This window comes from Cellulomonas sp. P4_D11 (assembly GCF_056401915.1).
This window is the reverse complement of the sequence record NZ_JBFUIK010000031.1, coordinates 12359-34787: the sequence shown is the minus strand read 5'-3', so window position 1 is coordinate 34787 and position 22429 is coordinate 12359. Positions and strand designations below refer to the sequence as shown.

Sequence of the window (22429 nt, the reverse complement as noted above, 5' to 3'; positions counted from 1 at the left end):
TCCATGGGCACCGGGCACCGCGTGGGCGAGCTGGCGGAGGCGAGCGGGCTGACGGTCCGCACGCTGCACTACTACGAGCAGATCGGGCTGCTGACGCCGTCGGCGCGCACGGACGCCGGGCACCGGCTCTACGACGCGGCCGGCGTCGAGCGGCTCTACCAGATCTGCCTGCTGCGCCGGCTCGGCATGGGGCTGGGCGAGGTGCGGCGTGCGCTCGACGACCCCGCGTGGGACCTGGCGTCGGCGATGCGCACCCACCTGGCGACCCTCGACGAGCGGCTCGAGGCGACCGCCCGGCTGCGGTCGCGGGTCGCCGGCGCGCTGGCGTCGGAAGGCTCGGACCTCCTGGGCGTCGTCGAGGCGATGACGACGCTGGAACCGGCCGCGCACCGGCGCATCACGCTGCTGGTGTACGCGGACATCGGCGCCGCGCACGCGTGGCTGGTCCGGACGTTCGGCCTCGTGCCCGGCGAGCTGGTGCACGGCCCGGACGGTCGGGCGGTGCACGGCGAGCTCCACGCGGGCGACGGCGTCCTCTGGCTGCACCCGGAGCAGGAGTCGTACCGGCTGGCGTCGCCCCGGTCGCTCGGCGCCTCGACGGCATCGGTGGCCGTGCTGGTGGACGACGTCGACGCGCACCACGCGAGCGCCGTGGAGGCCGGCGTCACCGTGCGGCAGCACCCCGTCGACCAGGACTACGGGTACCGCGTCTACAGCGCGTGGGACCTCGAGGGGCACCTCTGGTCGTTCATGCGCGCGCTCGACTGAGAGGCCTGCGCCGGGCGGGGGGTGGCGGACATACTGTCCCCCATGCCACGCAGCGCCAGGGCCGGCGGCCGCGCCGAGCTCCCCGGCGCCGTGACCGGTGCGATCCCGATGCACCGGCGCTCGCTCGCGCACCTGACCGTGCGGGCCCGCCTGCTCACCGCGGTCGTCCTGCTCGCGGCGCTCGCCGTGATGATCGCGGGAGCCTCGGCGTTCGCCCTGCAGGCCCGGGCCACGGACGCGCGCATCGACAACTCGCTCGCCCGGGCCGTGGCGGCACTCAGAGCGGTCCAGGCAGGCGTGGACCCGAGCACCAACCTGCCGTTCGATGACGTCAACGCGGTGCTGCTGGAGAGCGTGCGCAAGCGCGTGCCCGGCAAGAACGAGGGCGTCGTCGCGCTGCTCAACGGGCGCCCCGCGTGGTGGGCGCAGCCCGAGACGCGCGCCGTGCACCTCGAGAAGGACCCCGACCTGATCGCGGCGCTGGCCGCCGTGCCGACCGACGCCCCCGCCGTCCCGCAGACCGTCTCGACGCCCGTCACGCAGTACCGGCTCATCGCGGTCCCCGTGCTCCTGGCCGGCGACCCAGGCACCGGCATGTTCGTCGTCGCGTTCGACCGGTCCGCCGAGCTGGCGAGCCTGCGCGGCACGTTCATCACGTACTCCGCGGTCGGGCTCGGCGCCCTCGCGCTCATCGCGGTGGTGGCCTGGTTCGTCGTCGGACGTCTGCTGCGACCCATCCGCCTGCTGCGGGACACGGCCCGCCGGATCACCGAGTCGGACCTGTCGGAGCGCATCGCCGTGACCGGCAAGGACGACCTGTCCAACCTCGCCCGGACCGTGAACGCCATGCTCGACCGGCTCGAGCGCGCGTTCGGGTCGCAGCGTGAGCTCCTCGACGACGTGGGGCACGAGCTGCGGACGCCGCTGACCATCGTCCGCGGGCACCTCGAGCTGCTGGACCCCGACGACCCCGACGACGTCCGCGCCACGCAGGCGCTCGCGCTCGACGAGCTTGACCGCATGCAGCGCCTGGTCGACGACCTCATGACGCTCGCCACGGCGGACCGCCCCGACTTCGTCCGCTACGCCGCGACGGACGTCGGCCGACTGACGGACGACGTCCACGAGAAGGCGCGCGGGCTGGGCGACCGGCGGTGGGTCGTGGCCGCTCGGGCGGACGTCACCGTGCAGCTCGACGCGCAGCGCATCACGCAGGCGTGGCTGCAGCTGCTCGCCAACGCGTACCGGTACTCGTCGCCCGGCTCCACGGTCCGCCTCGGCAGCGAGGTCGCGGGCGACCGTCTGCTGCTGTGGGTCCGCGACGAGGGCCTCGGGGTCCCGCCCGAGGAGGCCGACCGCATCTTCGAGCGGTTCCACCGCGGGCAGGCCGACCGGATCTCGCACGGCGCCGGGCTGGGCCTGCCGATCGTCGCCGCGATCGCACACGCCCACCACGGACGGGTGTTCGTGGAGCATCCACCGGCTAACGTCGGGCCCGGCGTGGTCTTCGTGCTGGACCTGCCGGCCGTCGACCTCGTGGACGGCGAACCCCGCCCCGTCCCCCAGCTGCTGGAGAACCGATGACCCACATCCTCATCGCCGAGGACGAGGAGCGCATCGCCGCGTTCGTGGCCAAGGGCCTGCGCGCGTCCGGGTTCGAGACCAGCGCGGTGACGTCGGGCGAGGAGGCGATCGCGCGCATCGGGGACGGCGACGTCGACCTGCTCATCCTCGACCTGGGCCTGGTGGACATCGACGGGTTCGAGGTGCTGCGCCGCCTGCGCGCCGACGGCCGGACCCTGCCGGTCATCGTGCTCACCGCGCGGTCGTCGGTGACCGACACCGTGACCGGCCTGGAGTCCGGGGCCGACGACTACATGGCCAAGCCGTTCCGGTTCGAGGAGCTGCTCGCCCGGGTCCGGCTGCGCCTGCGCGCGCAGACCACGTCGTCGTCGGAGGCCTCCGTGCTGCGCCACGGGGCGCTCCAGCTGGACCTGCGCACGCGCAGGATGAAGGTGGGCACTCAGGAGGTGGACCTGTCCGCGCGGGAGTTCGCGCTGGCCGAGACGTTCCTGCGGCACCCCGGCGACGTCCTGACCCGCGAGCGCCTGCTGTCCGAGGTGTGGGGCTTCGACTTCGACCCGGGGTCGAACGTGGTCGACGTGTACGTGCGGTACCTGCGCCGCAAGGTGGGCGCGGAGCACTTCGACACCGTCCGCGGGGTCGGGTACCGGCTCATCGACGCGACCACGGCAGGCGTGTGACCCCCCGCGATCTGGCCCTCCTCCCGAAGGCCCACCTGCACCTCCACTTCACCGGCTCGATGCGGGTGTCGACGCTGGCGGAGCTGGCCGCGACCCACGGGATCCGGCTGCCGTCGGCCCTGCTCGACGACGACGCCCTCCACGTCCCGGCGGACGAGCGCGGCTGGTTCCGGTTCCAGCGTCTCTACGACGCCGCCCGCGCCTGCGTCCGGGGCGAGGCGGACATGCGCCGGATCGTGATCGAGGCGGCGCAGGACGACGCGTCGGAGGGGTCGGGACGGCTCGAGATCCAGGTGGACCCGACGTCGTACGCGCCCTTCGTCGGCGGCCTGACGCCCGCGCTCGAGATCGTGCTCGACGCGGCACGCGACGCCGCGGCGAGCACGGGGGTGGACATCGGCGTGATCGTCGCCGCGTCGCGCATGCGGCACCCGCTCGAGGCCCGCACGCTCGCCCGGCTCGCGGCGCACCACGCCGGGGACGGGCCCGGCCAGGTGGTCGGATTCGGGCTGTCCAACGACGAGCGGCGCGGCGAGACCGCGGACTTCGCGCACGCGTTCGCGATCGCCCGCGACGCCGGCCTGGCCTCCGTGCCGCACGGCGGGGAGCTGCTGGGGCCGGCGCACGTCGAGGACGTCGTCGACCACCTGCACCCCGACCGGCTGGGGCACGGCGTGCGGTCGGTCGAGGACCCGCGGGTGCTCGAGCGCGTCGTCGGCGAGGGCGTGGCTCTCGAGGTGTGCCCCGCCTCGAACGTGTCGCTCGGCGTGTACGACCGGGCGTCCGACGTCCCGCTGCGCGCGCTGGTCGACTCCGGCGCGACCGTGGCGCTCGGTGCGGACGACCCCCTGCTGTTCCGCTCCCGCCTGGTCGACCAGTACGTCCTGGCGCGCGAGGTGCACGAGTTCTCCGACGACGAGCTCGCCGAGCTGGCGCGGTCCTCCATCCGGACAAGCCGCGCGGCCGACGGCGTGCGGGCGCGGCTGCTGGCCGGGGTGGACGAGTGGCTGGCGTCTTGACGACACCACGCACCGAGGGCCATTGTATCAATTAGTTGATTAATTGATACAGAAGGAGAACCCGATGACCGCCCTGCCTCCCCTCCTGGCGGTCCTGCTGCTCGCTGCGGCGGTCGGCTGGGCCCTGCGCCCGACCCGCTCCTCCGGCCCGGTCAGCCCGTCCGAGGCCTGGCTCACGGCGACGCGGCACGCCCGCCGTGTCACGGCCGTCGCCTGGTCGGTCCTGGTGGGGACCCAGCTCCTGGTCCTGATCGTGGCCACCACCCTCGTGCGCGGCTCCGGCCTCGGACTCGTCCCTGCGGCGAGCGGCCTGGCGTTCGTCGCGGTGCTGGCGGTGGGCGAGCTCACGTGGCCACGCCCGACCGGCGTGGTCCGGCGCGCGCCGCTCGCCCCTCGGGGGGCGCGCGACATCGCGCCGCGCGGCCTCGTCCGCCTCACGGCGGCGTGGTCGCTCTCGCTGGGTGCGCTGCTCGTGATCTGCGGAGCTGCGGCCGACGACGACGGCCGGTCGCTGACCTGGCGACTCTCCGACGTGGCGACGTCCGGTGCCGGCCCGTTCCCCGGCTGGTTCTACGGCGTCCCGCTCGGGCTGGCCGCACTCGTCGTGCTCGCCGGGTGCGGCGGGGTCCTCCTGCTGATCGCGCGTCGCCCGGCGGTGAGCGACACGGCGGCGAGCGACGACGCCGCGCTGCGACGCCTCTCGGCCCGTCGGCTCCTCGGGGGGGTCCAGCTCGTCCTCGCGTGGACGCTCGGCGGCTGCCTCTTCTTCGCCGCCGACAGCCTCCGCCGCACCCAGGGCGGCGTGTTCGACGGCGTCACCCTCGGCAACCCCGTCCTCGTCGCCGTCGCGACGCTGGGGATGTGCGCCGCGCTCGCGGTGGTGATCGTCAGCGCGGTGGTCGCCTGGCGCTCGACGGGGGCACCCCGCCGCGACGGCGCCGACCAGCGTCCCGACGCCTACCGCCAGCCCGCGGCCCAGCCGCAGGCGTCATGACCGCGCAGCTCGAGGTCGACCTCACCTCGGGAGTCCCCGCGTTCGAGCAGATCCGCGCGCAGGTGGTCGCGCACGTGGCGGCCGGGCGGCTCGTCGCCGGCGACCGGCTGCCCACCATCCGCGCGCTGGCGACCGATCTGGGCCTCGCCGCCGGGACGGTCGCGCGCGCGTTCCGGGAGCTCGAGGCCGAGGGTGTCGTGGAGACGCGGCGCCGGGCCGGGACCGTCATCGCGGCGGGGGCGTCCGTGCCGACCGACCTCGCGCGCCGCGCCGCCGAGACCTACGTGGCCGCGGTCCGTGCCGCCGGCCTGACCGACGACGAGGCGCTGGTGCTGGTGCACGGCGCGCTGCTCGGGCGTCAGAGCGTGACGCCCACCAGCACCGGTTCCGGCTCGAGCTCGACCCCGAAGGACGACCGGACGCCGTCGCGCACCTGACGGGCGAGCGCGAGCAGGTCCTCGGCCTTCGCTCCCCCGCGGTTGGTCAGGGCGAGCGCGTGCTTGGTCGAGAGGGTGGCCGGGCCGGGGGCGCCGAACCCGCGGGAGAACCCCGACCTCTCGATGAGCCACGCCGCGCTCGACTTCACGCGGCCGTCGTCCGTCGGGAAGCGGGGAGCGTCCTGCGGCAGGGCGGCCGCGGCGTCGGGCGAGAGGATCGGGTTGGTGAAGAACGAGCCGGCGCTCCACGTGTCGTGGTCGGCGGCGTCGAGCACCATGCCCTTGCGGGCGCGCAGGGCGAGCACGGTGTCGCGGACCTGAGCGAGCGGAGCCCGGCCGCCGACCCCGACGCCGAGAGTGCGGGCCAGCTCGGCGTAGACGATCGGGCGGGACAGGTCGCCGGGGCGCAGCTGGAACGTCACGTCGAGGACGACGTAGCGGGGCGTGGGCGACCACGGCGCCTGGGGGTCGGCAGGGTCCACCTCGCGCATCGACCGCTTGAGCAGCGACGTGCGGTACCCGAAGGCGAGCGTGACCAGCGGCAGCGTGCGGACCTTGCCGCGGCCGCGGTCCCAGACCCGGACGTTCGCGATGCTCTGCGAGACCTCCTGGCCGTAGGCGCCGACGTTCTGCACCGGCGTCGCGCCCGTCGAGCCGGGGATGCCGGAGAGGGTCTCGATGCCCGTCAGCTCCTGCTCGACGGCGTACCGCACGACGTCGTCCCAGGGCGTGCCCGCCGGCACGGTGAGCGTCGCCCCGGCGCAGGCGGAGGCGTCGGGGACGTCGATGCCGCTGCGCACGTCGCGCACGACCACGCCCTCGAAGCCCGCGTCGGCCACGAGGAGGTTGGAGCCGCCCCCGACGACGAGCAGGGGCTCTCCGGACTCGTCGGCGTCGCGCACGGCCGCGATGAGGTCGGCCTCGGTCGTCGTCTCGACGTACCGGGCCGGGGCCCCGCCGACCCGCAGGGTCGTGAGGTCCGCGAGGGCGGAGGACGGCGCGGTCCGGCCCGGCCAGACGATCGACGGGGGGACGCTCGCGGGCGAGCAGTCGTCCGTGCTCAGCTCGGTCTGCACCCGATCAGGCTATCTCTCGGGACTTGAGCGGGGCCGCGGCGTTCACCACGAGCAGACCCAGGACCACCGGCACGATGATGACGAGCAGCGCGTGCCGGTAGCCGACGTGCTGGGCGAGGAGGCCGAGCAGCGGCGGGCCGGCGAGGAACGCGCTGTAGCCGATGGTCGACACGACGCTGACGCGCGCGGCGGCGCGGATGGGGTCGTCGGCGGCCGCGCTCATGCCGACCGGGAAGCCGAGCGCCGCCCCCGCGCCCCAGGCCACGATGCCGACGATCGAGAGCCAGAGCTGGCCGGCGAGCGCGAAGGTGAGCAGCCCGACGATCGAGAGCCCCGCGCACAGGCGCAGGATCGTGACGCGGCCGTAGCGGTCCAGCAACGTGGTGCCGAACCAGCGCATCGCCGTCATCGCGGTGACGAAGATGGCGAACGCGAGGGCGCCCAGCGCGTGCGGGACGTCGAAGCCGTCCACCACGGCGAGGCTGACCCAGTCGTTGGCGGAACCCTCGGTGAGGGCCGCGGCCAGCACGACGAGGCCGATGAGCAGCGTCCGCGGCTCGAGCCAGGCGGCCAGCGCGCCGCGCGCACCCTTCTCCGGGCGGTCCGACGGGTGCCGCAGCTCGGGCTCGTCGGCCGCGGGGAGGAACGCGCGGACCGCGAACGCGACGCCGATCACCGACAGGACCACGGCGATCGGGATGTGCACGACGACCGGGACGTGCAGCCCGGCCGCCACGGCGGCGACCCCGGCGGCGGCCACCGTGCCGAACGAGAAGCCGGCGTGGTACCGCGGCATCACGGTGCGTCCGAGGTGCTGCTCGACGACCGCGCCCTCCACGTTCATCGACGCGTCCCACACCCCGGTGCCGACGCCGAACAGGACGAGCCCGAGGCCGACGACGGCCACCTGCCCGAGCGCCACCCCGATCGAGGCGACGACCAGACCGAAGGCGTTGAGGATGGCGAACGCGAGCACGGTCCGGCGGGCGCCGAGGCGCTCGATCACCATGCCGGACAGCGGCAGCGCGACCAGCGAGCCGACCGCCCCGACCAGCAGCAGCAGGCCCATCTGGGCCGGCGAGAAGTCGAGGCCGTCGCGGATCGCGGGCAGGCGCGCGGCCCAGCTGGCGAAGTTGAAGCCGTTGAGGAAGAACACGAGGAAGACCGCGACCGACGCCTTCGCGACCACCCGGTCCCGCGCGCCCGTCCCGATCAGCTCGTCGTCCTGTCCCGCTGGCGTCGTCATCGGCCCTCCGGTGCTCATGATGTCGTCCGATCTGGGTCAGGTCACGCGCACGAGGCGGCGGCGGGAACGGCGGCGGCGGTCGGCCGCCAGATGGTCGGCGTGCCGGGCGGCGATCGCACCCAGCGGGTCCGGGTCGGCGTCCGCAAGGTGGACGAACGGCTCGTCGCTCTCGTGACGCTCGGGCGCCTCCGAGATCGACGCCTTCTCGGGGGCCACCCGGCCGGCGAGCAGGACGCTCGCCACCATGGCGACGGCGATGAACACCAGCGCGTGCCGGGCGCCGGTCGAGGCCGCCGCGATGCCCAGCAGCGGCGGGGCGGCGATCGACGCGACGGACGCGAACGACGACACGACCGCGACCCGGCCGGCCGCGCGCATCGGGTCGTCGGACGCCGCGGCGATGCCGACGGGGACAGCGAGCGCGGCGCCGAAGCCCCACAGCACGGTGCCCACGCCGGCGAGGGCGAGGCTCGGCGCGAAGCCGAAGAGCAGGAGGCCGACGAGGGAGACGAGCCCCGACGCGCGCAGGACGGCCACGCGGCCGAACCGGTCGATGAGGCGGGTGCCGAGCAGCCGGACCAGCGTCATGGCGCCCACGAACACGCCGAGCATCGCGCCACCGACCGCCTCGGGCTGGTCGAAGCCGTCGACCACGGCGAGCGACAGCCAGTCGTTGGCCGAGCCCTCCGAGAGGGCGGCGGCCATGATGACGACGCCGATGAGCAGCGTGCGAGGCTCGCGCCACGAGTCGAGCGAGCTGGCGATCCGCCGGCGTCGGCCCATCGTCGGCGTGCCCGCGGGCGCGACGGTGTGCGCGCGAGGTCGGTCGCTGGGCGCCCCGGCGAGGACGACGCCGCGCAGCGACGCCAGCCGCCAGACGACGGCGAGCACCGCGACGGCGGTGAACTGCGCCGCGACCGAGATGCCGAGGTGCGACGCGGTCGCGCCCAGCGCGGAGCCCGTCACGGCGCCGATCGAGAAGGCCGCGTGGAACTGCGGGATGACCGTGCGGCCCATCGCCCGCTCGATGCGGGCCGACTCGACGTTGAGCGGCACGTTGCCCAGCGCGACGGCCACGCCGTTGAGGAAGATGCCGACCCCGAGCAGGGTCAGCGAGCCGATGGTCGGCCCGATGCCCATGAGGACGAGGCCGACCGCGAGCACGCCCGTCGACGCGACGATGCCGACGCGGCTGCCGAACCGCTGCACGACGACGCCCGAGACGGTGACCGTGAGCAGGGCACCGACCGACCCGATGAGCAGCATCACGCCGAGCTCGGCGGTGGACAGGTCGAGCAGGTCGCGGACCGTGGGGATGCGGGCGAGCCAGCTGGAGAAGGTGATGCCCGTCAGGGCGAACAGACCCATGAGGAGCCAACGGGCTCGACTCACGGCGGTGGCGGGGTGGCGCACGGGCTTGCTCCATCGGATCTGACTGACGTATCGAATCGATTCGACCGGGCGCCGTCGGGATCGGTCGAATCGATTTGAGGGACGGTGTCATTCTGCGGGTACGCTTGCCGCTGCGTCAAACCTGCGCGCGCGTCCCGCGCGTCGCGTGCCTCGGCCCCGCGACGCCGACTCGGAGGTCCGACCCCTGTCCCCGCACCGTCCCACCCTGGCCGACGTCGCCGCCGCCGCGCACGTCTCCGTGTCGACGGCATCCCTCGCGTTCTCCGGGGCCGGTCCGATCGCGGCGGCCACCCGCCAGCGCGTGCTCGACGCCGCCACCGCGCTGGACTACTCGGGGCCCAACCCCCTCGGCCGCCAGCTGCGCCGCGGGCGGTCCGGGATCGTCGGCGTCGTGGTCGGCGACTCGCTGCGCCGCTCGTTCCGCGACCCCGTGTCCATCCAGGTCCTCGACGGCCTGGTCAGCACCCTCGGCCCGCTCGACCTGGGCGTCCTGCTCATCCCCGGCTCGAGCGACCCGAGCGGCCCGGCGGTCGACCCGTTGCTCGAGTCCGCCGCGATGGACGTCGCCGTCATCATGTGGGGCGGCACGACCGACGACCCCATGCTCGGGGCCCTGCGACGCCGCGGGATCCCGACCGTCCTGGTCGAGGGGCAGCACCAGAGCGACGTCAGCTCCGTGGGGATCGACGACCGCGGCGGGATGCGGCAGGCGGCCGAGCACCTGCTGGCGCTGGGCCACACCCGGATCGCCACGGTCACGCTGCCGTTCGACCGCTCGCGCGGCGAGGGCCTGGTCGCGCCGGAGAAGATGGGCCACCTCGACTGGGAGATCACGCGTCGCCGCCTGGCGGGGATCACCGACGCGGGCGTCACACCGGTCGCGATCTGGGAGACGCCGGCCTCGCTGGTCGAACACGGCCGCGCGGCCGGCACCGCGCTGCTCTCCACGCCCGACCGCCCGACCGCCATCGCGTGCCAGTCGGACCTGCTCGCCTCGGGCGTCGTGCTCGCCGCCCGCGAGCTCGGCCTGCGCGTCCCTGAGGACGTGTCGGTGAGCGGGTTCGACGGGCTCGACCTGCCCTGGCTCCAGCCGGACGTGCTGACCACCGTGGTGCAGCCGCTCGAGGAGAAGGGCGCCGCCGTCGGGCACGCCGTCGAGGACTTCCTCGCCGGCGAGGGCCCGTCGACGCGGGAGCTGCCTGTCGAGCTGCGGATCGGGACGACGACCGGCCCGGCGCCGGCCGACCTCAGCTGAGGCGGACGACCGCCTGCGCCTTGCCGAGGACCCGGACGCCGTCGACGGCGACGGTGAGGTCGATGCGCGCGGTGCCGGCCTCGGGGTCGATCGCGCCGACGACGGCGACGACCTCGATGGTGGCGGCGCCGGGGTCGGGCACGGGCACCGGACGCGTGAAGCGGACCTGGTAGTCGAGGACGGCACCGGGGTCACCGATCCAGTCGGCGACGACGCTCGAGGCCGCACCCATGGTCCACATGCCGTGCGCGATGACGCCCGGGAGGCCGACCGAGGTGGCGACGCGGTCGTTCCAGTGGATGGGGTTGAAGTCCCCGCTCGCGCCGGCGTACCGGACCAGGCGCGCGCGGTCGACGGTGATCTCGCGGCGGGCGACCTCGTCGCCGACGGCCAGCTCGGTCATGACTCCTCCGGGCGCACGGCGAGCGTCGACACGACGGTCGCGACGGGCTCGCCGTCCTGGGCCGCGATCTCGGCGCGCGTGGTGATCATGGCCAGCCCGGCGCGCACCGTGATCGCGTCGACGTGCAGCACGGTCACCAGGCGGTCACCCGCGTGGATGGGCCGGTGGTGCGTGAAGCGCTCGTCCGCGTGCACGACCCGGCTGAAGTCGATGCCGGCGGCGGGGTCCTCGAACAGCTGGGCCTCGGCCCGCTGGGCCACCACGACGGCAAACGTCGGCGGCGCGATGACGTCGGGATACCCGAGCGTGCGCGCCACCGACGGATCCGTGTGGGCCTGGTGGGAGGCGCCGACCGCGTCGGCGAACTCCCGGAGCTTCTCGCGGCCTACCTCGTAGGCCTCGGTCGGCGGGTACTGGCGTCCCGCGTACCCGACATCGACCGGCATCGCGGCGAGGTCAGCGGGTCTCGCGGTGCAGGGTGTGACGGTTGTCGCGCGGGCAGAACTTCTTCATCTCGAGACGGTCGGGGTCGTTCCGACGGTTCTTCTTGGTGATGTAGTTCCGCTCCTTGCACTCCGTGCACGCGAGCGTGATCTTCGGACGGACGTCCGAGCTCTTGCTGGCCATGGTCTTGCCACCTCTCGCACCCGGTACGGGATGCATGCGATCTCGTCATTGCGCGCCGGCCGACGCGCTGTTGTGTCACTGGCGGTAGCGGGAGCGGGACTCGAACCCGCGACACCACGATTATGAGCCGTGTGCTCTAACCACCTGAGCTACCCCGCCATGTCGATGCGCCCGCGGTCCGTGCCGCGCAATCACGGCACTTCTTCGAACACACCACAGAGCCCCGAAAGGGAATCGAACCCTTGACCTTCTCCTTACCATGGAGACGCTCTGCCGACTGAGCTATCGGGGCAGCGCGAGCAAGGTTACACGGGCCCTGGGGTGGTCGCGAAATCGGCTGCTCCGACCGGTCCCGGAGCGCCCTGCCTAAACGTTTCGCCTCATGGTCGGCGCCCCGCGGTGCGTGCCACGCTCCCGCCCATGCGCCCGCCTCGACGCAGCACCGCTGCTGCCCTCACGCTCACCGCCGCCCTCCTGCTCGGCACCGCCGCGTGCACGGGCGACAACCGCGGCGCCACCGCCGAACCCGCCCCCACGGGCACCCCGACCCCGTCCACGTGGCCCACCGCGATCGACCCGACCGCCACCTCCGCGCCCTTCTGGGTGGTGTGGACCGAGGTCACCGAGACCGGCGACGGGGACACGACGACGCTCCAGCCGTCGATCGACTCGCTGTCCGCGCTGGGCTACCAGACGCTGCCGTGGGACCCCGCGTGCCAGAGCGGCGCCGAGGAACAGCTGGCCGGCCTGACCGGGATCGCCGACCCGCTCGGCGTGGGCGTCGCGTTCGCGTCGGAGCAGGACGCCGGGACGTTCTTCACGCTCTACGAGGGATCGATGGTCTCGCTCACCGAGGGGACGTACACCTGCGGCGCCTCGTCCTGACCGCATGCCGCTCGGGCCGCCTCGACCGGGGCGGCCCGTTCGTCTGCCCGGGAACGACGGACGGCCGCTCTCTCGAGGAGAACGGCCGTCCGGACGTGGCGGGTGAGGGATTCGAACCCCCGTAGGCGTTGCCAGCTGATTTACAGTCAGCCCCCTTTGGCCACTCGGGTAACCCGCCAAGGGTGTGCCCACCGACCGAGAGGACGCCCCAGGGGCGAACGCGCGTGCAGCGTGCGGGTGGAAGGATAGCAACACCCGGGCGGTGCTCGCGAAAGCGGTCCCCCGGAGCCAGCCGCCCGTCCATCAGACGAGTCCCGGCAACGACCGGGCAGCAGGAGGAGAGCCATGGCGAGCGAAGCCTCGTTCGACGTCGTCAGCAAGGTCGACCACCAGGAGGTGGACAACGCCCTCAACCAGGCCTCGAAGGAGATCGCCCAGCGGTACGACTTCAAGGGCGTGGGCGCCTCGATCGCGTGGAGCGGCGAGAAGATCCTGATGATCGCCAACTCGTCCGAGCGCGTGCTCGCCGTGCTCGACGTGTTCCAGTCGAAGCTCATCCGCCGGGGCATCTCGCTCAAGTCCCTCGACACCGGCGAGGACGGCCCCGAGCCCAAGCCGTCCGGCAAGGAGTACCGGCTCGAGGCGCTCATCAAGGAGGGTCTGAGCAGCGAGACCGCCAAGAAGGTGGCGAAGATCATCCGCGACGAGGGGCCGAAGGGCATCAAGACGCAGATCCAGGGCGACGAGCTGCGCGTCTCCGGCAAGAGCCGCGACGAGCTGCAGGCCGTGATCGCGCTGCTCAAGGGCGCCGACGTCGACGCCGACCTGCAGTTCACCAACTACCGCTAGTCGCGGCGACCCCCTCGGGCGGCGCGCCGGTCGTCCGGGGGGCTCGTCCTCGCATCCTCGCGCTGCTGGCGCTCGACGACACGCAGGGTGTGCGGGTACCCGACGATCTCGTGCCCGACGACCTCGACGACCGCGCTGCCGGCGACGAGGGCGACGATCGCGGTCAGGGCCGTGAGGTCCGAGGCGCTCTCGGCGTCGAACGACGCGCCCTGGCCCGCGGCCACGGCCACCACGACGGCGGCGACGAGCGGCACGAGCGACACCAGCAGCAGGGGGACGTGCGTCAGGTCGTAGGAGCGCACCAGAACGCTCCACAGGACGAAGATCAGCACGAGGACGGCCGCGACGGGGACGGCGAGCGAGAGCGCGATCTGCAGCAGCGTCGGCGCCCCGCCCTCGAGCGCGTCGGCCGCGACGCGCAGTCCTGAACCGACGGCCGGGATCGCGGCGAACAGGAGCAGGTGGGTGTACCTCCACGCGAAGACGCGTTCGGGCCAGAGCCGCAGGAGCACCTGGGACGGGACGAGGTAGTAGGCCCACCACAGCCCCGCCGCCAGGACGAGGCCGGACGTGGCGATGACCACCGCGGGCAGCGACCACCCCTGCTCCTGCGTCAGCGCGCTCACGGTGCGGGTCGTGGCGAAGATGATCTCGCCGAGCGTGATCAGGGTCAGGAGCCCGAACCGCTCGGCGATGTGGCTGGCGTTCCACGGCGTCCAGCCCAGCACGTTCTCGATGACGACCCTCGCCGTCATCTCTGCGGCGACGAGCGCGCCCAGCGCCAGGACGGCGATCCCCGTCGTCATCGGGATCACGGCGGTCAGCAGCCACCCGAGCTGGGCGATCGAGATCGTGATCGCGTAGGCGAGCGTCGTCCGGCGGTGGGCCGGGTCGTGGACCGCGGCACGCAACCACAGGGCGATGAGCGGCACGCGCATGACCAGGTACCCGACGACCAGGAGCAGGTTGTTCGGGCTCCGGCCGTCCGCCGCGTCCTCGAAGCTCTGCGGCAGGCCGAACACGAGGATCAGCGCGCCCACCATCTGCACGATCGTCGCGACGCGGAACAGGGCGTCGTCGTTGCCGTACGCGGAGGTGTACCAGGTGAAGTTCAGCCACGCCCAGCCGACCGCGAAGATCGCGAAGAGGTACGCCGCGACGCCGGCGGTGAAGTGGCCGTCGGCGAAGGCGGCTGCGAGCTCCTCCGCCGCCGCCCCGAACGCGATGACGTACGTGAGGTCGTACAGCAGCTCCAGCGGGGTGACCCGGCGGGCGGCGCCCGGCGCGACGAGGCCCGTCAGCGGTCGCACCCGGTGCCGCAGCTCCCGGCGGAGCTCCGCTCTCAGGTCCTCGTCGTGACCGGTCATGCCCCGCGTCCCGTCTGCGTCGGATCGAGGTCCGCCCACCGCCGTGGTCGACCGCAGACGAGTCTGCTGCAGAGACGCGGTTCGTGCGCCCCGGCGAGCGCTCGCCTCCGGGCCTCTACTCGACGACGTCGACGACGGTCGCCCAGTCGGCGTGGTTGTCGCACCAGACGCGGTCGCCGACCCGGGCGAGCGGGTCACGCACGGCGACGGGCTCGCACGTCAGGTGCACGCGCCGCAACGGGTTGCGGGCGGTGCGCCGGGCGATGCGGCGCCGGGCGCGCTCGGCGTCCTGCGCGGAGAGCTCCGCGTGCGAGGCGATCAGGGACTGGTTGACGAGGCGGACCATGTCGGTCTCCTTCCGGGCGTGGACGGGGATGGATGGGCGTGGACGGGCGCGGGGTTGCGGGCAGAGGAGTCGAACCTCTCCGGCGGGGCTTATGAGACCCCTCGGGCACCTGCGCCCGCAGGGGGAACGCGAAGGGCCGCTCCCCGCGTGCGGAGAACGGCCCTCGACGACCTGTGGTCAGGTCACGACGGCGTCACCGCGCGCGGCAGGTGGACGACCACACGGGCCGCGGGCATCGCGCGGCGTCGGTCGTCGATGGACCTCATCGTGGGTTCTCCTCCCCGTGTGCTCGACTGCCGTACCTTGCCGGGCGCCGCGGCACCCACGCCAGCCAAATACGTCAGTAGCGCTCGATGCCGCCCTGCGCGCCGGCCTGCGCCTGGAGCCGCGCGATGCGTTCGGCCATCGGCGGGTGCGTCGAGAAGAGGCGCCCCATACCGGCCCCGCGGAACGGGTTGGCGATCATCAGGTGCGAGACGTCGACCAGCTGGCGGTCCTGCGGGAGCGGCCGCGCCTTGGTGCCCTGCTCGAGCTTGCGCAGCGCCGAGGCCAGCGCGAGCGGGTCGTTGGTGAGCCGGGCGCCGTCCTCGTCGGCGTCGAACTCGCGGGTGCGGCTGATGGCGAGCTGGATCATCGTGGCCGCCACCGGGGCAAGGATCGCGAGGAGCAGGCCGGCGATCGGGTTACCCCCGCGGTCGCGGTCGCTGCCGCCGCCGAAGAACAGGGCGAACTGCGCGAGCGAGGTGATGACGCCCGCCACCGCCGCCGCGACCGACGACGTGAGGATGTCGCGGTTGTAGACGTGCATGAGCTCGTGCCCGAGGACGCCGCGCAGCTCGCGCTCGTCGAGCAGCTGCAGGATGCCCTCCGTGCAGCAGACCGCGGCGTTCTGCGGGTTGCGGCCGGTGGCGAAGGCGTTGGGCGCGGCCGTCGGCGAGATGTAGAGGCGCGGCATGGGCTGCCGCGCGGCCGTGGAGAGCTCGCGGACGATGCGGTACATGCCCGGCTGCTCGATCTCGCTGACCGGCCGAGCGCGCATGGCCCGGATCGCGATCTTGTCCGAGTTCCAGTAGCTGTAGGCCGTCATCACGAGGCCGAGGCCGGTGAACAGGAGCAGGTACTTGGACGTGCCGCCGCCGAGCAGCCAGCCGATGCCGAGGAGGACGGCCCACATCGCCCCGAAGAGTGCCGCCGTCTTCACGCCGTTGTAGTGCTGGTGACCCATCGTCCTTCTCTCCCTCTGCGCACGTGCACCCGTGGAACGCGCGCCGCCGCACGCAGGTTCCCTCGTATCCTGGCCCCCACGTCCCGACCACACCCCTCCGGAGATCGCCGTGCGCACAGCCCGCTGGACAGCCCTCGCCGCCCTCGCCGCCCTGGCGCTCGCGGCGTGTGCGCCGACCGACGACGATGCGGGAACCACTCCGAGCGACGGCACCCTGGCCACCGTGACCGAGGGCGTGCTGACGATCGCGACCTCCGACCCTGCCTACGAGCCGTGGGTCGTGGACAACGACCCGTCGAGCGGCAAGGGCTTCGAGTCCGCGGTCGCGTACGCGGTGGCCGACCAGCTGGGCTTCGACAAGGACCACGTGAAGTGGGAGGTCGCCAGCTTCGACCAGATCATCGCGCCGGGAGCCAAGAAGTTCGACTTCGCGATCAACCAGGTGTCGATCAGCGACGAGCGCAAGGCCAACCTCGACTTCTCCTCGCCGTACTACACGACGTCGCAGGCCGTGGTGACGCTCGAGGGCTCCGCCGGCGCCGCCGCGAAGACCCTCGCGGACCTCAAGGCCCTGAAGATCGGCGCGATGGTGGGCACCACGAGCCTCACCGCCGCCCAGGAGGTCATCGACCCCACCACGCCCGTGTCGCCGTTCAACGACAACGACCAGGTCAAGCAGGCCCTGACGTCCGGGCTCGTCGACGCCATCGTCGTGGACCTGCCGACCGCGCTCTACATCACCGCCGCCGAGCTGGACGGCGGGATCCTCGTCGGCACGCTCCCGGAGAGCGCCGGTGGCGACCAGTTCGGCCTGGTGCTCGACAAGGGCAGCTCGCTCACGAAGCCGGTGAGCGACGCGGTCGACGCGCTGGACCAGGACGGCACGCTCGGCGACCTCGAGGCCGAGTGGCTCACCGACGCCGCGGGTGCCCCGGTCCTCAAGTGATGCTCCAGTGAGCTCGCCCGTGAGCCCGGCGACGAGCTTCGTGCCCTCGGCGCGCCAGCAGGAGCGGGACGCCTACCGGCAGGCCCGCACCCGCAGGTCGACGGCCGTCGCCGTCGTCTCGACGATCACGCTGGTCGCGGTCGCGGTCCTCGCGCTCAGGTCGTCGCCGGGGTGGCCGCGGGTCAAGGCGTCGTTCTTCGACTGGGACGTCGCGACGGCCTCGTTCCCGGCGATCCTGCAGGGGCTGTGGCTGAACATCCGCGTCATGGCGGTCAGCGCCGTGTTCATCGTGGTCTTCGCGCTCGCGCTGGCGCTCGTGCGCACGCTGCGCGGCCCGGTGTTCTACCCGCTGCGCGCGCTGGCCACCGGGTACGTCGACATCTTCCGGGGCCTGCCGCTGATCCTCGTCCTGCTGCTCGTCGGGTTCGGGCTGCCCGGCCTGCGACTCCAGGGGATCCCGACGTCGGCGGTGGTGCTCGGCGGGCTCGCCCTGGTGCTCACGTACTCGGCGTACGTGGCCGAGGTGTTCCGGGCGGGAATCGAGTCGGTGCACCCGTCGCAGGTGGCTGCCGCCCGCTCGCTCGGCCTCACCCATGCGCAGGCGATGCGGCACGTCGTGCTCCCCCAGGCCGTGCGCCGCGTCATCCCGCCGTTGCTCAACGACCTCGTCGCGCTGTCCAAGGACTCGGGCCTCATCTCGATCCTCGGCGCCATCGACGCGGTCCGTGCCGCGCAGATCGAGACCGCCCGCTACGCCAACTTCACGCCGTACGTCGTGGCCGGCGTCCTGTTCGTGGCCCTGACCATCCCCCTCACCCGGTTCACGGACGCGTTCGCGAAGCGCTCCGGGTGGGTGGGGTCGCAAGGCGCGCTCGCCGGCGGCGGGGCGCTGCGGTGACGCCGGGGCGCATGCGCGACCCGATGCCCGGCAAGCCGCTGAGCGTCGGGGCGACGCCGCTGCTCTCCGTGCGCGGGGTCCGCAAGGCGTTCGGTGAGCACGTGGTCCTCGACGACCTCTCGCTCGACGTGCGTGCGCACAAGGTCGTCGTGCTGATCGGCGCCTCGGGGTCCGGCAAGTCGACCCTGCTGCGGTGCATCGACCTGCTCGAGGAGATCGACGACGGCGTGATCGAGCTCGAGGGGCAGGACATCACCGACCCCCGGCTCGACGCCAACGCGGTCCGCGCCCGGATCGGCATGGTGTTCCAGGCGTACAACCTGTTCCCGCACCTGCGCGTGATCGACAACGTGACGCTCGCCCCGCGGCTGGTGCACAAGATCCCGGTCGAGCAGGCGCGGGCCGAGGCGCTGGCCGTGCTCGAGCGCGTCGGCCTGGCCACCAAGGCGCAGGCGTTCCCCGACGAGCTCTCGGGCGGTCAGCAGCAGCGCGTGGCCATCGCGCGCGCCCTCGTCGGGAAGCCCGCCGTGATGCTCCTGGACGAGGTGACCAGCGCGCTCGACCCGGAGCTCGTCGGCGAGGTCCTCTCGCTCCTGGCCGAGCTCAAGCAGACCGGGCTGACCATGGTCGTCGCCACGCACGAGATGGGCTTCGCGCGCGAGGTGGCCGACGAGGTCTGCTTCCTGCACGAGGGCCGCGTGCACGAGCGCGGCACGCCCGAGCAGGTGCTGGGCGACCCGCAGCAGGAGCGCACGCGCGAGTTCCTGCGCCGCATCACGGGCTGAGCCCGCCCCCGCACACGACAACGTCCGAGCAGCCGCAGGCTCTGACCTGCATCCGCTCGGACGTTGCGGGTGGTTCTAGGCGCGGCCGAGCGAGACCGACACCATCTCGTCGCGCGGGACGAGCTTGACGCGCTCGCGGCCGTGCGGCTCGCCCAGCGAGCGCTCGTAGGCGTCGAGGAGCTCCCAGCCCTGCCAGGTGATGACGTCGACGCCGCGGCCGTGCAGGAACTCGGTGACGGCCTCGGGGTCGCGGTCGGTGGCCGTGTAGAACGCCTCGCCGCCCTCGGCGACGTCCTCGCCGAGGTGCCGGATGGTCTCCGACGCGTCCGACTTGGTGTGCCCGATGAGCCCGACCGGGCCGCGCTTGATCCAGCCCGTGGCGTAGACGCCCGGCAGGTGCTCGCCGTCGACGTCCACCACCCGGCCCTCGCGGTTCGGGATCACGCCGGCGACGTCGTCGAACGGGATGTCGACCAGCGGCGAGCCGAAGTAGCCGACCGCGCGGTAGACGGCCTCGACCGGCCAGTCGTGCGTCTGGCCCGTGCCGGTGACGTTGCCGTCGCCGTTGAGCGCGGTGCGCTCGGTCCGGATGCCGACGACCCGGCCGTCCTCGCCGAGGATCTCGACCGGCTTGTGCAGGAAGTGCAGGTGGATGCGCCGGCTCGCGGTGTTCTCCTCCGGCTCCTTGAGGGTCCAGTCCGTGAGGGTCTTGACCACCTGCTTGGTCTGGTTCGAGGAGTGGATGGCGGCCATCGAGCCCTCGTCGAAGTCGAAGTCCTCGGGGTAGACGATGACGTCGACGTCCGGGACGTGACCCAGCTCGCGCAGCTCCAGCGGCGAGAACTTCACCTGGGCCGGGCCGCGGCGGGCGAACACGTGCACGTCCGTGACCGGCGAGGCCTTGAGGATCTCGTAGACGTTCCCCGGGACCTCGGTGGGCAGCAGGTCGTCGGCGTGCTTGGCCAGGATGCGCGCCACGTCGAGCGCCACGTTGCCGGCGCCGAGGACGGCGACCGTCCGGGCCTCGAGCGGCCACGTGCGCGGGACGTCCGGGTGCCCGTCGTACCAGGACACGAAGTCGGCGGCACCGTAGGAACCCTCGAGGTCGATGCCCGGGACCGGCAGCGCAGCGTCGCGGATGGAGCCCGTGGAGAAGATGACCGCGTCGTAGAACTGGCGCAGGTCGTCCAGCTTGAGGTCCGTGCCGTAGTCGACGTTGGCCAGCAGGCGGATGTCGCCGCGCTCGAGCACCTTGTGCAGGGCGACGATGATCTGCTTGATGCGCGGGTGGTCCGGCGCGACGCCGTAGCGGACGAGCCCGAACGGCGCGGGCAGGCGCTCGTAGAGGTCGATGCTGACGTCGAGGTCGGTCTTCGACAGGATGTCGGCGGCGTAGATGCCTGCCGGTCCTGCGCCGACGACGGCCACTCGCAGAGTCGGGGTGCTCACGGGACGCGGGTGCCTTCCGATCAGGGGAGCCCTGCGGACGGGTGCGTCCGGTCTGCTCCGGCGAGGGCCGGGCGCGACAGACGGCACGGTGCAGGGCTGTGCTCGGTCCAGTGTAGGACCGGCGGTGAGGCGACCCTGAGTCGTCCGCCAACATCTGGACACACGTGAGACGGTCGGGTGGGGCTCAGGGGTGGCGCCGCACACCTCCACGCGCTCGACGCCACCCCCGTCCCCGACGCCCGAGCTGCCGTCCCCCACAGAAGGACGGCGCCCGGACCGGTCTAGCTGCGCCAGGTGTCGGTGAGGGTGAGCACCCCGCTCGCCGGCACGGTCACCGTGCGGTTGGACCCGGACTCCCAGGTCACCGCGCCGTTCGACTCTTTGCGCACGTACTTGTACTGCACGACGGTGCCGGCGGGGAGCGCGACGGACGCCCGCCAGACCGGGTAGCCGGCCGACGAGAGCGCCACGGCGCTCGCCGGGTTCCAGCCGCCCAGCTCGGCGCGGTCGCCCACCACGAAGACGTTCTGGCCCCACGACGTCGTCGCGTTCACGCCGAAGGACACCTGGGAGTCGGTCGTCGGGGGCGGGGTGCTCGTGCCACCGGCCCGCTGGCCCACGTGCACGGCGACCGCGCCGTTGGCCGGGACCGTGAACGACGCTGAGCCGCCGGACGCCACGGTGACCGTGGTACCCGAGCACCCACCGCTGGTCGTCGCGCCGCTGATGACGTCGCAGTAGCGGCCGGCGGGCAGCGACGTCTGGAAGGTCCGCTGCAGGGCGGAGCCGTTCCTGTTGATCGCCACGTAGCCCCTGTCACCGCGGCCGTACGCCAGCGCGCCGCCGCCGTCGGACCAGACGTTCCCGAGCGCCGCCGTGCCGACCGCGTTGCGGAAGCCGACCATGTGCGCGGTCTCGTTCCAGCGGTGCGCGCACGTGAACGTGCCCTGCCCGCACACGGCGTCGTTCACCTTGCCGTTGCCCTGCTGCGGCGCGCCCGCGTCGTTGCTGCTGAACGCGTAGCCCGAGTACACGGTGGGCCAGCCGTACGGGTAGCTGAGCTCGAAGACGTTGGCCAACCGGTAGTCCGACCCGTTCTTGTAGCTCAGGGTCTCGCCGTTGCGCTCGGTGTCGTGGTTGTCGACGAACACCGCGGCCCTGTCGGTCGGCAGGAGCCACGACTGGTCCTTGAGGCCGACGAGCGAGGACAGGTTGCCGCTCTGGAACACCGACTTGAGCGTGCGGCTGTAGGTGAACTCGTTGGAGTCGCCCGAGCCGAAGTACTCGGCGGGCTGGACGGGCTCGCCACCGCCCGCGATCACCTCGTGCTCGATGTAGACGCTCTGGTCCGTCAGCTTCGCCTTGATGGCCTCGAGGTCGGTGGCCGCGATGTGCTTGGAGGCGTCGACCCGGAAGCCGCGGACGCCCAGCGAGACGAGGTCGTTGAGATAGGCCGCGATCTCCGAGCGGACGTAGTCGCTGCCCGTGTCGAGGTCCTGGAGCCCGACCAGCCGGCAGCTCTGCACCTGGTACCGGTCGTCGTAGCTGCTGATGTTCGTGCGGCACGAGTGGAAGTCCTGCGGGCCGTACCCGCCGTCGGGTCCCGGGTAGCGCTCCTCGGTGAAGGTGGTGCCCGCCCACCCGGTGCCGCTGGTCTGGCCCGTCATGTGGTTGACGACGACGTCGGCGATGACGCTCACGCCGGCCGCGCGACAGGTGTCGATCATCGCCTTGTACTCGGCGCGGGTGCCCAGCTTCGACTCCACCTTGTAGCTGACCGGCTGGTACGAGGTCCACCACTGGCCGGCCAGCTGCACGTTCTCGTTCGGCGGCGAGGTGTGCACGAAGCCGTAGCCCGCCGGCCCGATCTCGTTCGTGCACTCCCGGGCGATCGACGTCCAGGTCCACTGGAAGAGGTTGACGGCCGGCCGCATCGTCGCGGGCGCCGCGACCGCGCCGGTGGCTGCGGTCAGCCCTGCGACGGTCAGGCCGGCGAGGGCGAGGACGGCGGCGAGCAGGGCGCCGAGCGCGGCTCGGCCGGGGGCGTGGATGGTCACGTGGTGCGCTCCTCGAGGTGGGGACCGACGGCGTCGTCGGACCGCTCCGCGGACGCCGCATCGTCGCGGTGCCCGGCCTGCACCCGCGCCTGCGACGCGGGGGTGGGACCGACGGATCGA

Annotated in this window: 23 protein-coding genes and 3 tRNA genes; 12 read left to right on the top strand and 14 right to left on the bottom strand. The window is 73.0% G+C overall.

The annotated features are described in order from the left end of the window. Positions 1 to 3: 3 nt before the first annotated feature. The 6 genes from AC1DT4_RS16380 (at position 4) to AC1DT4_RS16355 (ending at position 5482) form a co-directional block, all read left to right on the top strand. Positions 4 to 768, top strand: coding sequence for a VOC family protein (locus tag AC1DT4_RS16380; protein WP_477090853.1), 765 nt, complete (start codon positions 4 to 6; stop codon positions 766 to 768). 42 nt (positions 769 to 810) lie between these two features. Then, the gene (locus AC1DT4_RS16375) at positions 811 to 2352 is read left to right on the top strand and encodes a sensor histidine kinase (protein WP_477090852.1); all 1542 of its coding nucleotides are present in this window, start codon (positions 811 to 813) and stop codon (positions 2350 to 2352) included. Further along, positions 2349 to 3032 (top strand): response regulator transcription factor, encoded by a 684-nt coding sequence (locus tag AC1DT4_RS16370; protein WP_477090851.1) that lies wholly within the window; start codon positions 2349 to 2351, stop codon positions 3030 to 3032. Before AC1DT4_RS16375 ends, AC1DT4_RS16370 begins: the two co-directional genes overlap by 4 nt. Beyond that, positions 3029 to 4051, top strand: a complete 1023-nt coding sequence (locus AC1DT4_RS16365; RefSeq protein WP_477090850.1) for an adenosine deaminase — start codon at positions 3029 to 3031, stop codon at positions 4049 to 4051. Before AC1DT4_RS16370 ends, AC1DT4_RS16365 begins: the two co-directional genes overlap by 4 nt. Before the next feature lie 64 nt (positions 4052 to 4115). Continuing rightward, positions 4116 to 5045: a hypothetical protein gene (locus tag AC1DT4_RS16360; protein ID WP_477090849.1), complete on the top strand. Its 930-nt coding sequence runs from the start codon at positions 4116 to 4118 to the stop codon at positions 5043 to 5045. Then, positions 5042 to 5482 carry a GntR family transcriptional regulator gene (locus AC1DT4_RS16355; RefSeq protein ID WP_477090848.1) on the top strand — a complete coding sequence of 147 codons (441 nt, stop codon included), beginning with the start codon at positions 5042 to 5044 and terminating at the stop codon, positions 5480 to 5482. The genes AC1DT4_RS16360 and AC1DT4_RS16355 overlap by 4 nt, the downstream gene beginning before the upstream one ends. Here AC1DT4_RS16355 and AC1DT4_RS16350 read toward each other — a convergent pair. Genes AC1DT4_RS16350 through AC1DT4_RS16340 form a run of 3 tightly spaced genes read right to left on the bottom strand, consistent with a single transcriptional unit; the run spans position 5404 to position 9217 of the window. After that, positions 5404 to 6504 carry a UDP-N-acetylmuramate dehydrogenase gene (locus AC1DT4_RS16350; RefSeq protein ID WP_477090864.1) on the bottom strand — a complete coding sequence of 367 codons (1101 nt, stop codon included), beginning with the start codon at positions 6502 to 6504 and terminating at the stop codon, positions 5404 to 5406. The genes AC1DT4_RS16355 and AC1DT4_RS16350 overlap by 79 nt on opposite strands. A gap of 58 nt (positions 6505 to 6562) precedes the next feature. Further along, complete coding sequence (locus AC1DT4_RS16345) at positions 6563 to 7804, bottom strand: MFS transporter (RefSeq protein ID WP_477090847.1); 1242 nt, start codon at positions 7802 to 7804, stop codon at positions 6563 to 6565. A 36-nt stretch (positions 7805 to 7840) separates the two neighbouring features. Further along, positions 7841 to 9217, bottom strand: a complete 1377-nt coding sequence (locus AC1DT4_RS16340) for an MFS transporter (protein ID WP_477090846.1) — start codon at positions 9215 to 9217, stop codon at positions 7841 to 7843. Between the two features lie 184 nt (positions 9218 to 9401). Here AC1DT4_RS16340 and AC1DT4_RS16335 point away from each other — a divergent pair, with 184 nt between their 5' ends. After that, the gene (locus AC1DT4_RS16335; protein WP_477090863.1) at positions 9402 to 10472 is read left to right on the top strand and encodes a LacI family DNA-binding transcriptional regulator; all 1071 of its coding nucleotides are present in this window, start codon (positions 9402 to 9404) and stop codon (positions 10470 to 10472) included. Here the strand turns inward: AC1DT4_RS16335 and AC1DT4_RS16330 are convergent. The 5 genes from AC1DT4_RS16330 to AC1DT4_RS16310 form a co-directional block, all read right to left on the bottom strand. Beyond that, positions 10465 to 10875, bottom strand: a complete 411-nt coding sequence (locus AC1DT4_RS16330) for a MaoC family dehydratase (protein WP_477090845.1) — start codon at positions 10873 to 10875, stop codon at positions 10465 to 10467. The genes AC1DT4_RS16335 and AC1DT4_RS16330 overlap by 8 nt on opposite strands. Further along, positions 10872 to 11321, bottom strand: a complete 450-nt coding sequence (locus tag AC1DT4_RS16325; protein ID WP_477090844.1) for an FAS1-like dehydratase domain-containing protein — start codon at positions 11319 to 11321, stop codon at positions 10872 to 10874. The genes AC1DT4_RS16330 and AC1DT4_RS16325 overlap by 4 nt, the downstream gene beginning before the upstream one ends. 10 nt (positions 11322 to 11331) lie before the next feature. Further along, complete coding sequence (gene rpmG, locus AC1DT4_RS16320; RefSeq protein ID WP_029290226.1) at positions 11332 to 11502, bottom strand: 50S ribosomal protein L33; 171 nt, start codon at positions 11500 to 11502, stop codon at positions 11332 to 11334. Positions 11503 to 11587: 85 nt separating this feature from the next. Further along, positions 11588 to 11661: transfer RNA gene (locus AC1DT4_RS16315), tRNA-Met, on the bottom strand. 60 nt (positions 11662 to 11721) lie between these two features. Beyond that, a tRNA-Thr gene (locus tag AC1DT4_RS16310) sits at positions 11722 to 11794 on the bottom strand. 128 nt (positions 11795 to 11922) lie between these two features. Here AC1DT4_RS16310 and AC1DT4_RS16305 point away from each other — a divergent pair. Next, positions 11923 to 12387, top strand: a complete 465-nt coding sequence (locus tag AC1DT4_RS16305; protein WP_477090843.1) for a hypothetical protein — start codon at positions 11923 to 11925, stop codon at positions 12385 to 12387. A gap of 96 nt (positions 12388 to 12483) precedes the next feature. Here the strand turns inward: AC1DT4_RS16305 and AC1DT4_RS16300 are convergent. Then, positions 12484 to 12565, bottom strand: a tRNA-Tyr gene (locus AC1DT4_RS16300). Between the two features lie 167 nt (positions 12566 to 12732). Between AC1DT4_RS16300 and AC1DT4_RS16295 the strand changes: the two genes are divergently transcribed. Then, a complete protein-coding gene (locus tag AC1DT4_RS16295) occupies positions 12733 to 13236 on the top strand; it encodes a YajQ family cyclic di-GMP-binding protein (protein ID WP_370505095.1) in 504 nt (167 codons plus the stop codon). Here the strand turns inward: AC1DT4_RS16295 and AC1DT4_RS16290 are convergent. The 3 genes from AC1DT4_RS16290 to htpX form a co-directional block, all read right to left on the bottom strand. After that, positions 13233 to 14603 (bottom strand): low temperature requirement protein A, encoded by a 1371-nt coding sequence (locus tag AC1DT4_RS16290; protein WP_477090842.1) that lies wholly within the window; start codon positions 14601 to 14603, stop codon positions 13233 to 13235. The genes AC1DT4_RS16295 and AC1DT4_RS16290 overlap by 4 nt on opposite strands. A gap of 115 nt (positions 14604 to 14718) precedes the next feature. Further along, positions 14719 to 14949 (bottom strand): hypothetical protein, encoded by a 231-nt coding sequence (locus tag AC1DT4_RS16285; RefSeq protein WP_477090841.1) that lies wholly within the window; start codon positions 14947 to 14949, stop codon positions 14719 to 14721. Between the two features lie 340 nt (positions 14950 to 15289). After that, on the bottom strand, positions 15290 to 16174 hold the full coding sequence (gene htpX, locus AC1DT4_RS16280) for a zinc metalloprotease HtpX (RefSeq protein ID WP_477090840.1): 885 nt from the start codon (positions 16172 to 16174) through the stop codon (positions 15290 to 15292). Positions 16175 to 16283: 109 nt separating this feature from the next. Between htpX and AC1DT4_RS16275 the strand changes: the two genes are divergently transcribed. From AC1DT4_RS16275 to AC1DT4_RS16265, 3 genes are read left to right on the top strand one after another with little or no spacing between them, the layout of a single operon-like run. After that, on the top strand, positions 16284 to 17120 hold the full coding sequence (locus AC1DT4_RS16275) for an ABC transporter substrate-binding protein (RefSeq protein WP_477090839.1): 837 nt from the start codon (positions 16284 to 16286) through the stop codon (positions 17118 to 17120). A gap of 7 nt (positions 17121 to 17127) precedes the next feature. Further along, positions 17128 to 18018 (top strand): amino acid ABC transporter permease, encoded by an 891-nt coding sequence (locus tag AC1DT4_RS16270; protein ID WP_477090838.1) that lies wholly within the window; start codon positions 17128 to 17130, stop codon positions 18016 to 18018. An 11-nt stretch (positions 18019 to 18029) separates the two neighbouring features. Further along, a complete protein-coding gene (locus tag AC1DT4_RS16265; protein ID WP_477090837.1) occupies positions 18030 to 18803 on the top strand; it encodes an amino acid ABC transporter ATP-binding protein in 774 nt (257 codons plus the stop codon). 75 nt (positions 18804 to 18878) lie between these two features. Here AC1DT4_RS16265 and AC1DT4_RS16260 read toward each other — a convergent pair whose 3' ends face one another. Both AC1DT4_RS16260 and AC1DT4_RS16255 read right to left on the bottom strand, forming a co-directional pair. Then, positions 18879 to 20252, bottom strand: coding sequence for an FAD-dependent oxidoreductase (locus AC1DT4_RS16260; protein WP_477090836.1), 1374 nt, complete (start codon positions 20250 to 20252; stop codon positions 18879 to 18881). A gap of 281 nt (positions 20253 to 20533) precedes the next feature. Further along, complete coding sequence (locus AC1DT4_RS16255; protein ID WP_477090835.1) at positions 20534 to 22309, bottom strand: carbohydrate-binding module family 20 domain-containing protein; 1776 nt, start codon at positions 22307 to 22309, stop codon at positions 20534 to 20536. Between the last annotated feature and the right edge of the window lie 120 nt (positions 22310 to 22429).

Excerpts from the sequence above, each read along its gene's own strand:
- AC1DT4_RS16380 (WP_477090853.1), top strand. The coding sequence starts at position 4 with ATGGGCACCGGGCACCGCGTGGGCGAGCTGGCGGAGGCGAGCGGGCTG.
- AC1DT4_RS16375 (WP_477090852.1), top strand. The coding sequence starts at position 811 with ATGCCACGCAGCGCCAGGGCCGGCGGCCGCGCCGAGCTCCCCGGCGCC.
- AC1DT4_RS16370 (WP_477090851.1), top strand. The coding sequence starts at position 2,349 with ATGACCCACATCCTCATCGCCGAGGACGAGGAGCGCATCGCCGCGTTC.
- AC1DT4_RS16360 (WP_477090849.1), top strand. The coding sequence starts at position 4,116 with ATGACCGCCCTGCCTCCCCTCCTGGCGGTCCTGCTGCTCGCTGCGGCG.
- AC1DT4_RS16355 (WP_477090848.1), top strand. The coding sequence starts at position 5,042 with ATGACCGCGCAGCTCGAGGTCGACCTCACCTCGGGAGTCCCCGCGTTC.
- AC1DT4_RS16345 (WP_477090847.1), bottom strand. The coding sequence starts at position 7,804 with ATGACGACGCCAGCGGGACAGGACGACGAGCTGATCGGGACGGGCGCG.
- AC1DT4_RS16330 (WP_477090845.1), bottom strand. The coding sequence starts at position 10,875 with ATGACCGAGCTGGCCGTCGGCGACGAGGTCGCCCGCCGCGAGATCACC.
- AC1DT4_RS16325 (WP_477090844.1), bottom strand. The coding sequence starts at position 11,321 with ATGCCGGTCGATGTCGGGTACGCGGGACGCCAGTACCCGCCGACCGAG.
- rpmG (WP_029290226.1), bottom strand. The coding sequence starts at position 11,502 with ATGGCCAGCAAGAGCTCGGACGTCCGTCCGAAGATCACGCTCGCGTGC.
- AC1DT4_RS16305 (WP_477090843.1), top strand. The coding sequence starts at position 11,923 with ATGCGCCCGCCTCGACGCAGCACCGCTGCTGCCCTCACGCTCACCGCC.
- AC1DT4_RS16295 (WP_370505095.1), top strand. The coding sequence starts at position 12,733 with ATGGCGAGCGAAGCCTCGTTCGACGTCGTCAGCAAGGTCGACCACCAG.
- AC1DT4_RS16290 (WP_477090842.1), bottom strand. The coding sequence starts at position 14,603 with ATGACCGGTCACGACGAGGACCTGAGAGCGGAGCTCCGCCGGGAGCTG.
- AC1DT4_RS16285 (WP_477090841.1), bottom strand. The coding sequence starts at position 14,949 with ATGGTCCGCCTCGTCAACCAGTCCCTGATCGCCTCGCACGCGGAGCTC.
- htpX (WP_477090840.1), bottom strand. The coding sequence starts at position 16,174 with ATGGGTCACCAGCACTACAACGGCGTGAAGACGGCGGCACTCTTCGGG.
- AC1DT4_RS16265 (WP_477090837.1), top strand. The coding sequence starts at position 18,030 with ATGCGCGACCCGATGCCCGGCAAGCCGCTGAGCGTCGGGGCGACGCCG.